Here is a 13,483-nt window from a genome sequence, read left to right as displayed (position 1 = left end):
CGTTTACTCCCATACTTCTGCGGGAGGCGCCTGCAAAATTGCGGCTGGAATCGTGCGTTCCTGCTTTGGCGTCTGATTGGTCGTTCGAACAACGATGACGGTCACATTGTCGAGGCCGCCTCGTTCCAGCGCGAGGTGGACGAGGGCCGTGGATGAGGCTTGCGCGTCGCGGGTCGAAACGCACTCGAGAATTTCGTCGTCTGTCACATGCCTGGTAAGTCCGTCGCTGCACAGAACGAAAATGTCGCAAGCCTCGAACGCGCCACTCACGATCTCCAACTCGGGATTGTCGCGGACTCCCACCGCGCGCGTGATGACGTTGGTCGGCCAATCCCTGGCTTCGTCGATCGTGACGCCGCCGCTGGCGAGCAGTTCTTCAATCTCGGTGTGATCTCGCGATACTTGTCGGATAGCGCCGCGGCTTGCCAGGTACAGGCGACTATCTCCGGCCCACAGGCACGCGTAGTGGTTCTCCGAGATCAGCAGGACCGTGACGGTAGACCCGATGACAATGCCGCCGCGCTGACGCCTCAACTCGAGGATCTGGCGATTCGCAAGCAGTACCCGACTTTGGACCTGCTCCAGAAATTCGGCCGCGGATTTGGAGGTGGAGACGGTGTCGAGGGCCGCAACAACGAGCTCGCTTGCTACATTCCCGGCTTCGTGCCCACCCATGCCGTCGGCCACGGCCCAAAGGCCCGCATCGCTCCGCACGAGATGAGAATCTTCGTTTCTCACCCGAACCTTGCCCACGTGGGTGGCAGAGCCTGCATCAAAGGTGAAAAGCGGCTCGTTCATCGATCCTCCCCGCACCGGCCTAAGACGGTTGCTCGATTGCATCGACTCCGAACGGACCCGTCAGCATGACTGAACAACAGGACGGGTCCGGCATTCCCCGCGAACATAGCGCCATTGGAGGAAAGCTTCCGCCACCTTCCGTCCACCAGAAGCTCGCAGCTGCTGAAGCATCCGGATGGCTCTGACGCAGCAGGGGTAACGAATCTTCAAATGTCGTTCCGGCCGTAACGATGCCGCGTATCGTCTCGCTGATTGCGAACGTGTTGGCAGGATTGTCTGCCCTGGCGGCAATTTGCGGCAAAGGCATCGCGTCGAGAGCGGTCGAGATATCGTCGAACGATTTGGCTTGATCAAGGGTCGAAAGCAGAAACGTCTCCGCTGCCGCGAACCATTGCTCCTGCGTATCTTGGTCCGGTGGCGGAATGCAATACGACGGATCAGCCATCGTCAGTAACGCCAGCGGATAGTAACGTCCGACTCCATCCACCGATGGCATCATTGCGCCGAGCACCGTCGCACCGCAAATGTCGGCACCAAGCCAGAAGCGCCACACGGGTGCGGTGAGGAACGCGTTCTGCCACTCGGCTGCGAGCTGATGACGGCTGGCCGACATGCAAGCTTGAATCCAGGGTTCCCAGACCTTGAGAAAACTGTGCGGTGTTGCAAGCGCGATAAAATCGCGCTTGGCACTGAGTTTTCCGAACAAGCCACACCGCATGGCCTTTCATATTCCGCTGGGGCAGCGGAACTCCCTCAAAGCGCTGAGGTTCAGAGGGTTCTTGATCGATCCGGTCGTAAGCTGATACTTGAGCTCTCGTCCGGCTACAATGAACGTGCTGCTGGCGGTTTCGGCGCGAACAGTCATCGAACCAGCCTCCAATATCCTGAACATCGACCATGGTCCGGTGCGTTCAAGTACGGATGGTTGGCTCGCAGCGTCATTGGTGACGGAGATTGCCGTCCTCATCGATGGCCCGGGCCATAGCACATTCGTCGGAGCTGCGGTCTGCGGCTGGGCCGGCTGCGTCGATGAGGGGGGGCCGCTACCGGCCGCCGGCGTAACGGGGCTTACGACGGCGGTGCCGGCCAACTCGATCTTGGCACTGGCGCCGTCGCCGGTGAGGGCGGGAGGCAGAACGGAGAGCGCCACCATTGGTTGATTCCCTCCGTTCTGAAAAAACGCGTCGCGAATAAAGGCCGCGCGCTGGAACTGCTTCAACGTGTCGGCCGAAAGCGTATTGCCCACCGGGCTTTCCTTCCTCCATGCCCACTCGGATTTTGAGGTGTCGGCATAGGGGGTGAGGGACTGAGTGAAGAATTTGTCCAGAATGCCATTTGGGGCAAACAGTTTGGCAAAGTCTCCCAACGGCACGTCCTGATTGCTGCTGCGGGTAAATGGATAGCGATTGGTGATGATCTGCTGACAAATCGGCGTGACCTGATCGCGAAGCGCCACGAGCAATTGGCCCGCCGTCGAAGCTGCCATATCACCTTCGAACTCCGTCGCCGCGCCACGCAACATGTCCGAGAACGGCGGGGGCATCCTTGCCGCGTTGTTGCGGAGCGCCGCGACCTGAACCTGCAGGGCCGCATTCGCCTGCGCCGTCATTTGGGGATTCTCGACCATCAAGGTCAGGCTTTGAGCGATATCGTTCAGGTTCGCGACAATCGAATCGATGGGCCTTCGTGTGCTCTCGCCTTCGACAACGGCATGGAATGGCTTGAATTGGGCCTCGATCTTGGCGCCCGGGGGACCGTCCTGGGTATTGAACAGCAAGGCCTGTGACGGGGGCTTGGCCGGCGGAGAGGACGTGTTGCCGGTGTTTGCAGGCTTCGGCCGTTCGCGGGTCAAGACCGTTTCGTCACGGATCGATTCGAGTATCAGTCTAAGTGGCGAGTTTGGCGCCGAAACCGCACGCAAGGCCTGATATTTTGGCTTGTCGGCGAGCAGCTTCTTCATCTTCAGCTTTGTCAGAGCACTACGCCATGCTCCGATGAATTCGTTTCCGTATAGATCGAGGAGATTGCTAGCCAGATTTTCATACTGTTGATTGAGCGCCGCTTGTTGGCCCGCTTCGCCCAGGACCCATCGATCGCGCTTCATCCGCTCTGCCAAGTCGGCCAATTTGGCGATGAACTTGTCTTGAAAGCCGTTGTACGTAAAAAACGCGGGGACACTGATCGAATCGAGCGGCTGGCCCTGGTCCGCTTCGAATACGCTGGATGCATCAAGCCCACCCTTCCGCGATGCCACCCAGTCACCTTCTGCCGACCCTCGCGCTTCCGATTTCAATAGCTGGTAGGCTCGCTGGGCGACGCTCAAGCGAGCCAGGGTCTTCTGAGCCTCTTGGACGAGACGACCATCAAGCTCCACCAGTGGCGGCGCTTCGGTTTCGAGGTCCAATAGAGCTTCAAGGTGCTCTTCGAGCAGCCGCCGGCCTTCGGCGTTCGTCGGCCCAGGATAGAGATTCTCGGCCCAATCACGGTGCATCCACGATTTGATGAGCTCGCGGTCAGGCGGCTGAACTCCGCCGAGCATCATGTACACCTTCAGAGGCTCATAGACGAAGCCCGCGTCGGCAAGCCGGGGATTGAGCTGCTCTTCGAGACGATACAGGAGACGGGGTCGAAACAATCGCTCGAGCGCGACGTGGTAGGCGTTCTGCGCGGATGACTGCAGGCGATCGCGCTGGCTGAGGCCAAGCTTTGCCGAAGTCGGGGTGGACGAAGCCCGGTTGCCGTATCCGACCGGCGTGTTCCGGAGGCGGTGGAGCAGCGGCAGGACCTTGTGTAACTCGCGGTCATCGATGACGGTCTGCTGCACCAGAGGCCCTGCAGCCGTCGCATATTCCTGGTCGGCCTGCTCGTTTTGCGCGATCAGGTCGCGGTTGTATTTGAAGCTCGTGAGCCAGGCGATTGACAGGCCGACAGAGACGAGGCCGACGATCGTCAACGCGATGGTCTTGAGGATCAGGGCGCGCCTGATGGCGGCCCGGTCCGTCGAAACCCAGTCGGCTTCTCCGATGATCACCTTGGAGATCAGATCGGTCAGAAAGAAGCTCTTTCCGACGCCGGAATATCCAGCGCTCGCGACCTGTTCTGCCCCGAAGGTTCGAGCGAGCGAGCCGATCAGCTGGTCGATCGGAGTGCCCTGCTGGGTTCCGGAGGTAAAATAGAAGCCGCGCAAGGTCGCGTTCACATGATAGCGGGTCGGCTCGAAAATCTGGTTGAGAAAATTGAACACCACATGCTTGAGCCGGGCCATCTGGGTCGGAAAGCCGAACAGCAAGACCCGAAAGCCGGGCGATGGCTCTTCCTGGAGGCGATCGATCGTGCCCTCGTTGACCCATTCCAGTAGCTGATCGAACTGGTTGGGTACCTCGCTTACAAGGTTCTTCTTCTTTATCGCGGTCTGGAAGGTGGCTCCAAAAACCTGACGGCGGCCGATCTCGTCGAGATAACTGAAATACTCCGCGAAGCCTGCGATCAGATCGGTCTTGGTGAAAAGTGCATAGACGGGAAAATCGACCTTGAGACGCTGGTGCAACTCAAGCAGGCGAGCCCGGATCGCATTGGCATGCGCAGTTATTTCAGCCGCAGGCAAGGTCAGGAGATCTTCGACGCTGATAGCAACAATAACGCCGTTGATCGGCTGACGAGGACGGCTTTTCTTCAGAAGGTCGAGAAAGGACTGCCAGCTTTGCTTGTCTGAAGCTGCGTCGGAGTCCTGGGTGGTGTAACGGCCGGCGGTGTCGATCAGCACCGCTTCCTCGGTAAACCACCAGTCGCAGTATCGGGTGCCGCCAACGCCGGAGACAGCGGTTGGCGTCGCGCCGTGAGACAGCGGAAACTTCAACCCGGAGTTCACCAGCGCCGTGGTCTTCCCGGCGCCCGGCGGGCCGATGATGACATACCAGGGTAGATCGTAGAGATAGCCCGACTTACCGCCGCTGGCGGACTTGAGCGTCGCCAGGGCGTCCTTCATCCGCTCCTTGAGGATTGGCTCATCGTTGACTGGCGCACTCCCGCCGCCAGCTACCGCTTCGCCCATTTCTTTTGCGGCTTTGCGCTTCCGATAAAACGAGAAGCCGGCGAAGCTCGCCACTCCGGCCGTAAGCAACAGGAGCACGATGTCGCGAATGATCGGATTTCTGAGAGGCTGCCAGCCGCCGATCGCGACCAGCGGACCGGCGAAATAGACCAGGGACGCGAGCGACCCGAGGCCGATCCCGTAGAGGACGATGCGAGTGATGTCCTTGGCGATCATGACCCTCCGCCTTCCTTCATCCCCCTCAGTCCTCGCTTCGCGCGATGAAGATTTCGACGCGGCGATTGTTTGCGCGGCCTGCCGGAGTGGCATTCGTGTCGATCGGTGCGTCAGCTCCCTTTCCTTCGACCTCGACCCGGCTCCCGTCGGAAAGGCCACGCTTCAGCGTCGCCGCCGCGGCCTTTGCGCGCTCCAGCGAGAGTTCGAAGTTCGAAGGAAACCGCGCGCTTCTCATCGGAGTGTTGTCGGTATGACCGACCACGCGGATCTTCCCCGGTTCCTTGTCCAGCGTCACGGCAAGGCGGGCGGCCACAGGCTTGAATTGCTCCAGAACTGTCGCCTGCGCCGACTCGAACAGAATCAGGTTGCAGACCCGGATCACGATGAAGTTTCCGGCGTAGTCGGCGGTCATCTTGCAGGCCGTATTCTCGGCCGCCAGGGCGTTGCGAATTCGTTGCAGCTGCGTGATCCGCTCCGGTGGAGGCGGCGGAGGCGGCGGGGGAGGGGGCGCGATGATCTTTCGCTTCAGTTCGATCTTGTCGGTGGGGTGCAACGAGGAGGCGACCTGCGCGGCCTTCTCGGCGCTCGACGTCAACCAGGCGCGCAGTGTGATGAAGCCGGCAAATAGAAGCGCAGCAGCGACGGAAGCCACCAGCCAGGTCGGAATTCGAATCCGGAGCCGGCGGCCGGCCAATGCCTGGCCGCGCCAGTGCGGCGATAGATCGCGTATGACCTTCGGATGAACCTGGCGAAGCAGCTCATAAAGATTGCGCTGGATCGTTTGCAATCCGGCCACGCCGCCCGCTGTGCTGCGGTGCATGCCCTGGAAGCCGAGTGCGAGGCAGGCATGCTGGAGTTCGAGTATCGGATAGTTTGTCAGCGGGTCCAGTTTCAGGCGGTCCAGAATTTCAAAGAAGCGCACTCCGCCGACCCGTTCACCGAAGAACCGGCTCAGCATGCTGTACTGGGCCCAGACGTGCCGCTCGTCCGTTGGAATGTGCTGAACGATATCGTCGGCGGTCGCACACAGGATGTATTTGGCGGTGTTTGCCTGCTGTTCCGAGACGCCCGCTGATCTGATCTCCGTTTCGAAGAACTTCACCGCGTCCGCGACCTGATCCATCAGACTTGCGAATGACGCGCGCATCAGCGCCACGCGAAGCCGTCCCAGCAGTTGGAGGAGTGGCCCGGCGGCGCGCATGATCGGGTTGGAGTTCGGCGCAACGAGGTCGTCGACGCGCAGCACCGGGGCCGCCGGCAGATTCAGCTGGGACGATGGCTGGTTCTGCGAAGAGATCCACTCTTCCGGCTGGGGGCTTGTCGGAGCCGCAGCGAACGGCGAAGGCGTCGACAGTAGCGGCGCCACGGGTGGCGGGACTGGTTGGTGCTGCGGCGCAGGCGGCGGTGATCCAGGGTTGACGGGAAGCGGGGTTGGTGAGAACGGACTCCGGGGATCCGGAACGCTCGGTCTCGACTCGCCCGGCGACGGCAGTGGAGAGGGGGATTGCGGCAACCTTCCGCCCGGGTTGGGACGGATAACCGTCCGCTCCTCGCGCCCGAATGGGTTTACCGGTTTGTCCCTGTCGCTCATCGCCGGTCTTCTAGAATGGCCCAGAGGTACAATTCGAGCTCCGGCCAGTCTCCAGAAAAATGCATGCCTATGGAGGGAGCAGTGCTGAAATCAGGCCAGAGCAGTGACTTTCTGTCCAGATAAAAATACACGTGGTCGGTGATCGCGCGGATATGCGGCGGAGGGGTTGGCAAATGCACCAAGGGAACGCCTGGAAGATTGGCGTGAACAATTTCGTTCATCTTGGTGTTCGGTCCGACCTTGAACAGGTGCGGAAAGTCGTTCTGAATTTCGACGAGGGGACGCCGTGCGGCCACCTCGAGCACGAACGTTGCATTGCGAAACAGCGTTCGATCGCGGATTGGGGAAATAAAGGCGTTCGCGGCGCGCTCGATAATTTCAAGACGAATTGCCCTGCGCCCAAGACGAGCGCTCAGGAAATCCTGCAAATCCCGCATCACAGGTCCGAAGACGTTCTCAAGGTCGTCCTGGTCATAAGCCGGATAGGATCGCGCGCGACGCTCGGGCGTCGCAAATGTCGCGAGCTCGCCGACCAGACGCAAAAATTCCTCGAACAATCGTTCAGGGTGCAGATACCCGGAAGAGCTGAAATGCTTCAGGACTGCGATATGGCGGTTCAACAATTGCAGAACAAAATAATCGGCGCTCTGCAATCCTCCTCCGGCGGTCGGGTCGGCGGCATAGCGCGCCAATTCCTCGAGCTTGTTGTCAATCCATCCAATCGCGCGGTCGATCCAGCCATTGACCACCGGATGGGCGCTGCACAGCAGCACCGGTGGTACGTATTTTTCGTCAAATACGATCTGTTTGTCCCTGACCTCGAGAATGCGGCTCACGCCGAGCCCGACGTAGCCGGGCTTCGCGGATTTCCGGAGCTCGTAGCCCAATCTGGGAAACGCGATATCGATCTCTTCTTCGAGACGGAGGGCCGAGCTGGAATCAACGAACGTTTCGGCGTTCAAAACGAAACGAGATGCGCTTTCGACGTCTCGATCGTCGACCTCGCGGGTGTTCGCGGCCGCAACCGGAATCGATAGCCAGGCGATTTGTTGGGACGCAGTGTCCGGGATCACGATCGGCGGCGGCAGCGGACTGTCGGCCGGAATGTCGAACGGCGTACCATCCGGCATGACGCCGGCCGCCCGCCGCAACCCGAACTTGCTTTGCTGCGCCAGGTCCCGGTCGATCTCCAGGTAGGAGAACCCCCATGGATAAGGAGTGGCGTAGCGGACCCGCGATGTTAGGAGATGCTCATGGTAGCGGTCATTCTGCTGAAAATGCTGGGGCCGCAAGAACAGCCCCTCCGTCCATGCCACCTTGGTGTACCAGGACATTCTCGACCCATGTCAATTTCGCTAGGTCCAAGAAAATAGCGTGCTGGACCCGGTTTGCGTTATCGTCAGCTTACGCCAACATGCCATATTGAACTATCAGTCGCGTAAGTATCAATTCTCTCGGTGCTTGCTAAAACCAGTTTATCCTACATCGTTTCCGGCTCGGTCGTAACATTCTGCGAAGTAATCCATGAAGGCCCGGAGCATGCCGTCCTTATGATGCTGAGTCCGGGCCTGCCAACGCGCTACGTGAATGTCCCACAAGCGCGCCTTGTTGGAACTGACCATGGCGACCAAACCACGGTCGCTGGTGGATTTTGCTTCGATGTTGGCAGGGTCGAATTCCTCAATAACCAGCTTGAACGCCTGCTGCATGGCTATGTAGGTCTTGACCTGATGACGCTTCACGTCGTCAAAGCCTTGTGTCAGTGCGCCCCGGGCATCGAGGAAGCCGCGATTCTTCGAGCCGAACATGATGCGCAAGGCATCTTCGACCGTCGGGGCGAACTTGAGCGGATTGTTATCGAACGCCTGAACCGTGGTTTGGTCCGCACTCCGGGCAAGCCGCTTGGCTTGCTGACGCGCATCGAGAAGTTGTCTCATGTTTTCAATGACGAGAAGCGTCAATTGACCGAGCTGTTCGGCAAACTCGGCTGGATCACGCGCCGCGAACGGGTCATCGGACAGTCCCGCCCCGCGGGCAAACATTCGGTTGAAGTCCGCTCCTGCCCCTGAGGGTTTGCCGGTTCCCTTCTCGGCGACTGCTTCGCTATTTTCATTCGGAGCCGGCACTTCTCGCGGCTCCGGCCGCGTCGGTTGCGCCTGAATTCCGGAAGGCAGCGAAGCCGCTGACGGTTCGATCGACTCCGCACCCCACACGTTTGGTTCGGCGGGAGCGGGCGAGGCACGCCGCGGATTTGGCAGGGGATTGATGGCTGGTTCTGCCGGGGGCCGCTTTGCAGGGGCATCGGCCCAGCTCTCGGCCGGTTCTACTTGTGGCTGCGCTGGTTTCAGACCTCGTGGCGCGCCCTGCGGACTGGAAGGCGGAACTTGGGCCGAAGGCACGTCCACGGCCCAGTCGAGAAAGTCCGGCCCGACGGGCCGAAGGTCACGAGGTCCCCGCAACTCCTTGCGGTCTATGGGAGGCGCGGCATCCTCGGTTGAAGTCCATAGCCCACCGTAATCCACGGCTGGAGCGCCCGGTGCCGGCGTGCCGGCCGGCGTCGCGTCTTCATCGAGTTCGACCGCGATAATATAGTGCCCAATGGCAAATCGATCACCGTTGCGCAGCAGGTGCGGCTCCTTTAGCCGGTTGCTGTCGCCTTGCAGAAAGGTACCATTGGATGAGATATCGTGCAGCCAATAGCCGCCTTCCCGCCATCGCACCTCGCAGTGTCTTCCTGAAATGAGACGGCTCGGATCCGGGAGGGTCCAATCGAGATATTGGTTGCGACCGATATCAATGCCCCGCTTGCCCTGAATAGATATGCTGAGCGGACCGCCGTCCGGCAGACTCGTTTGGTTCTCTATCTTGAGCGTGAGTGCCATAACCGGCTTCTCTGCAGAGGATTAGTCTTTGGCATCGCGGCTAATTCTCGCCTGCCATTGACGATTTCGTCCAGTGGACTTTGAGCGCATGTGTCGTTGCCCATTGTCTGCCGCTCATCCGTCCTGAACAATTCCGGTTTCAGCCAGCTTGATTCCATCCGTGATACATGACCGCAAACGTGCCAGGCGTTCGGAACTTCCGATCCGCGCTGCGCTGAGCAAGATTGCGATGCGGACGGCTCGCGCCGTCATGTACTGCGGAGTGGGGACCTGCTGGTCTCCAAGCACCTGAAATCCGCCGGCCCATCCCGCCGCGCGCGCCAACCAGGTCGAAGGGTCGTTTTGGTCGCCATCGCTCCCAATCTCGAATGCCTTCTGCCTGTTCTGGTCGTCGGGCTGATAGGCCCACGCTTCGGCGGCCAGCAATCCGACGGCGGGCTCCCGTGCGATGCCGCTGGCCAGGGCCCTGACACTCGCGCAGGCCCACCAGACCGCCTCGCGCCGCGGCAAGAGGTAGGCGCAGAACGCCACCGCCTCCGGAAGCTTGTCGTGCGACGACAATGCTCTCGCGAAGTCGACGGGAGGCTGGTCGGTCGGTTTTACGCTGACCTTCTGCGATACTTCGGGAAATGCGTCGAACAAGGCCTGAGCGGTCGCGAAACGGACTCGGGACATCAATGACCTCTGGCGTCAGCTTCCGGAGGATACGCAAAAAAATCAATGTATAACAAGACATTCGCATATTGAGCCCGACGTCACAAGAGGCATCGGACCACTCGCGGCGCAAGGGACGGTTCTACAAGGGTATGCCGCTGACGACAGCGGCGCCTGCAACCAGAAGTGGTGTGTTGAGCGTGGCGCCGATGTTGACCGCAGGAGCCATGATGTTGACCGCGGCCTCTCCATTGATGTTGATCACGGGCGACAGCATCGAGATCGACGCCGGCGTGATTTGGATGCTGCTCATGCCGAAGCACACAGTGAGGTTGATCCCCATCATCGCGTCCACGGTCTGCTGCCCGATATCGAGAGTGATGGTTTGATTTCCCAGCAGGAGTTCCACGGTGTCGTTGCCCTTCTGGATCGTCCATGACCGGTTGCCGCCAACCGTCCAGGTCTGGTCGCCTCCCAGGGCAGGTGAATCCAGCTTGACCACGCCCACGGTACCGGTCTGGTTGGCATTGATGGTCACGAGGTGATCCGCCTGGGCATGCATGCGGATGAATTCGCCCCCCTTCTTGTCCTCGAACATGAATTCATTGTAGCCGTGGTCACCCTTTGAGGATTCCGATTTGGTCCCGGACTGCGTCTTCTTGCCCGGCAGATTGTAGGGCACTTTGTTGTCGCCGTTGTAGACGCATCCCGTAACCAGCGGCCTGTCAGGGTCGCCTTCAAGAAATTCCACAACCACCTCCATGCCGACCCTTGGAATAAACTGGGTCCCCCATTTCTTGCCCGACCAGGCATGAGCCACGCGAATCGGGCAGGACTTCTGCGGCTCGCGATCCCAGAAGAACTGAACCCAGATGTGCGCGTCCTCGTCGGTCGAGATTTCCTCGCTTTCCTCGCCTTTCTTGCCGACCACTTTGGCTGTCTGAATGCCGCAGATGACCGGCTTCGGGGTCACGGGGAGCATACGGAAGGGGCGATCGCTCGGCTGCAATTCATAATTCCCATAATAGACTTGCTCCTCGGGGGCCCCGCCTCCGAACCCGGTGCGGTAGTGCTGGGTGCCATATCGATGTGAACATCGGACTGCGAGGAATTCGCGATTCTCCGAAGCAATTGGATGTCGTTCGACGGTGAAGAGGGTGCCTGGAAACAGTGAAGCGGCGTCGCCATCGACATAGCGGCGGTGATCAAATGACTGTTCGGCCTCGAGCCTGAACTTCGAAAACTTGTTTCCCTTGCTCAGCTCGTCGTATTTTCCCGGATAGTCATAGACCTCGAGCTTTGAATGCTGGTACCGCTCCGATCCTTCATTGGGAGCTCGGAGCTTCTTGCTGGGCTTGGTCGGGTCGTAGTCATTGAATTCGATCTTGCCGGTGCGAAAGCGGCGCTCTGAAACCCAGGCGCCGAGCAATTGATCGAGGTGCAGTTCGGTCCCTTGCAAGGGCAGGTAGGGTAGCGTGGGAACGTCCGGGTTCTTCCGGTGCGAGGAGCGTGCATCAGCCATCACCATGGTGTGCTTGCCCTCACGGTGCTCGAAGAAATAGTAAATGCCGTACAGCTCCATCAGGCGGGAGCAGAATGCCAGATCGGACTCTCGATACTGAACGCAGTAGGGGATCTTGTCGTAGTCCGCGGTGAGACGGAATTCGAAGTCGGGAAATCCGCCCTTCGTGAAAACCTCTTCGATGATGTCCTTGACTTTCTTGTCGAGAAAAATGCGGCAATCGGCCTTGTAGCCCAACAGGTAGAACCACGGGCGCAGCACCAAACGGTAATGAAAGAAATCATCCGTCTTTCCGACCCATTGGGCTCGTGTGAGAATGCCATCGAAAAAGCGGAACTTGCCCTTATAGGCCTTGAGCTTGATCGTGCACGACTTGCCGAGCGCCGCGTCGAAGTTGATGTCGCCTTGCTCGCTTAGCGCGTCGATCTGGAATTCAAATAGTTCGCCAAGTCCTTCGACCCCGGTGAATTGGGTCAGCACTAGCTTGTCCTTGCCCAGCGGTGTGGTCAGTTCTGCGACGACGTCGGTTTGAGTAAGCGGTGCCATTGAAAAATCCTCGTCTCGTCTTCTGCGCCAATATCGGCGACGATATCGAACTGCCAATTAGTAGTCGAGCGGGCGTCAATCGCCGCGTCAAAACCGATCAAGGCAAAGCGGCGCGGCGGCTCGACTTTGTCGTCCACAAACTTGAACCAATCCTCAAGTTCGCCGACATAATTCAAGGTGATCTCTACGAGCTATCGCGAGACGTCGTGTTTCGCGCCTGTGGGGGAGCTATGGAGTTCCAGACACCCAAGGGACGCAAGCTTACCGAGCTTTGTATCGATTCGTCGGCAGACGGTTCAGGAAGGGGCAGGAGGATTGCATTGCGGTGCAAATTTCCGCCCGGCGACAAGAACCCTTCCTTGTCCTGCTCACCCAGCCTCAAGATCGTCAGTCAGAAAGTCCACCGGCACGGCATCATCGATTTCGTCATCGAGGTGGTTCTGCTCGGTGTGAACCAGCGTATCTCATACGTCATCATGCAGTACGATACGACGTCGTTCGGAACGAGCTATCGGGCGGACGAGACGTTGAGGATCACACTGGGACAGGTGAGCAAACACGCCAACTTTGAATCCGACCTGTTGGCTCAAATGCTTGGAATGAGCTCGGACGCGGACCATCTGCTTGCCTACTACCGTGTTTTGAATGCCAACAATAATCAGGAACTGCCAAGGGATCAGTGGGACGCGCTGAGCGACAATCCGCTGAAGCAGAACACTGGACCGGATCCAAAAAAGTGGAATTGTGGCGGCGCGCTGATGACGTTTGGGGCGGTGTATGCCCCGCGGCATTACGTCAGCGGCGCTCAATTATATTACAGGACCCCGAGTCCATCGAAGCTCTCGGCAGTTCATTTCAAGAAGGAAACGGTCGCTGCCGGGGCGAGGAAGATCAGGCAGCAATTGAAAAACGGCAATTTCGTGCAGGTGTTCGTCGGCCACAACGAGGACTTGACGGTCGAGGGTGGCATCATAAAGCCGAGCAGCAACACCCATTACATCACTCTGTTTGGGGCGAGCGCGAGTGGGAACGAATTCATCTTTTTTGATCCCTGGCCGACGGGCTCGATCATGACCTATCAAAGCGGCATCATGGGACCGGTTAAGTCGGTGTTTATGGGGACGATCAATTTCGTGGAAAGCGAGGGAAAGATCCGATCGCCAGACGTCGTTTCGGGCCGTCATAAATACGTGATACTCACCGGGCCCTAGCGTCAGCGTACC

Annotated in this window: 9 protein-coding genes; 1 reads left to right on the top strand and 8 read right to left on the bottom strand. The window is 59.3% G+C overall.

Annotated elements, in window-relative coordinates; translation table 11 throughout:
• Positions 1–3: 3 nt before the first annotated feature.
• The 8 genes from XH93_RS30270 to XH93_RS30235 all read right to left on the bottom strand — a co-directional run bounded on the left by XH93_RS30270 (position 4) and on the right by XH93_RS30235 (position 12,260).
• Entirely contained in the window at positions 4–798 is a 795-nt protein-coding gene (locus XH93_RS30270) for a PP2C family serine/threonine-protein phosphatase (protein WP_139485539.1), read from the bottom strand.
• A 19-nt stretch (positions 799–817) separates the two neighbouring features.
• A complete protein-coding gene (gene tagF, locus XH93_RS30265; protein ID WP_246799334.1) occupies positions 818–1,504 on the bottom strand; it encodes a type VI secretion system-associated protein TagF in 687 nt (228 codons plus the stop codon).
• Positions 1,505–1,522: 18 nt separating this feature from the next.
• Positions 1,523–5,065 (bottom strand): type VI secretion system membrane subunit TssM, encoded by a 3,543-nt coding sequence (gene tssM / locus XH93_RS30260; RefSeq protein WP_194470273.1) that lies wholly within the window; start codon positions 5,063–5,065, stop codon positions 1,523–1,525.
• 25 nt (positions 5,066–5,090) lie between these two features.
• Positions 5,091–6,311: a type VI secretion system protein TssL, long form gene (gene tssL, locus XH93_RS30255; protein WP_244622421.1), complete on the bottom strand. Its 1,221-nt coding sequence runs from the start codon at positions 6,309–6,311 to the stop codon at positions 5,091–5,093.
• 341 nt (positions 6,312–6,652) lie between these two features.
• Complete coding sequence (gene tssK / locus XH93_RS30250; protein WP_139863072.1) at positions 6,653–7,990, bottom strand: type VI secretion system baseplate subunit TssK; 1,338 nt, start codon at positions 7,988–7,990, stop codon at positions 6,653–6,655.
• A gap of 141 nt (positions 7,991–8,131) precedes the next feature.
• Entirely contained in the window at positions 8,132–9,538 is a 1,407-nt protein-coding gene (gene tagH / locus XH93_RS30245) for a type VI secretion system-associated FHA domain protein TagH (protein ID WP_194470271.1), read from the bottom strand.
• A gap of 114 nt (positions 9,539–9,652) precedes the next feature.
• Positions 9,653–10,213, bottom strand: a complete 561-nt coding sequence (locus XH93_RS30240; RefSeq protein WP_194470270.1) for a hypothetical protein — start codon at positions 10,211–10,213, stop codon at positions 9,653–9,655.
• Between the two features lie 121 nt (positions 10,214–10,334).
• Positions 10,335–12,260, bottom strand: a complete 1,926-nt coding sequence (locus XH93_RS30235; protein ID WP_139863075.1) for a type VI secretion system Vgr family protein — start codon at positions 12,258–12,260, stop codon at positions 10,335–10,337.
• Here XH93_RS30235 and XH93_RS30230 point away from each other — a divergent pair.
• Positions 12,254–13,471 (top strand): hypothetical protein, encoded by a 1,218-nt coding sequence (locus tag XH93_RS30230; protein ID WP_194470269.1) that lies wholly within the window; start codon positions 12,254–12,256, stop codon positions 13,469–13,471. The two genes, XH93_RS30235 and XH93_RS30230, sit on opposite strands and share 7 nt — an antisense overlap.
• The last annotated feature ends 12 nt before the right edge of the window (positions 13,472–13,483 follow it).

It is taken from the genome of Bradyrhizobium sp. CCBAU 51753 (assembly GCF_015291565.1).
GTDB lineage: Bacteria > Pseudomonadota > Alphaproteobacteria > Rhizobiales > Xanthobacteraceae > Bradyrhizobium > Bradyrhizobium ivorense.
Note: the sequence above shows the minus strand (reverse complement) of the source record. Positions and strands in the feature narration are given on the sequence as shown.

Bases quoted from the DNA above. Each gene is read 5' to 3' on its own strand.
- XH93_RS30270 (WP_139485539.1), bottom strand. From the start codon at position 798: ATGAACGAGCCGCTTTTCACCTTTGATGCAGGCTCTGCCACCCACGTG.
- tssM (WP_194470273.1), bottom strand. From the start codon at position 5,065: ATGATCGCCAAGGACATCACTCGCATCGTCCTCTACGGGATCGGCCTC.
- tssK (WP_139863072.1), bottom strand. From the start codon at position 7,990: ATGTCCTGGTACACCAAGGTGGCATGGACGGAGGGGCTGTTCTTGCGG.
- tagH (WP_194470271.1), bottom strand. From the start codon at position 9,538: ATGGCACTCACGCTCAAGATAGAGAACCAAACGAGTCTGCCGGACGGC.
- XH93_RS30240 (WP_194470270.1), bottom strand. From the start codon at position 10,213: ATGTCCCGAGTCCGTTTCGCGACCGCTCAGGCCTTGTTCGACGCATTT.
- XH93_RS30235 (WP_139863075.1), bottom strand. From the start codon at position 12,260: ATGGCACCGCTTACTCAAACCGACGTCGTCGCAGAACTGACCACACCG.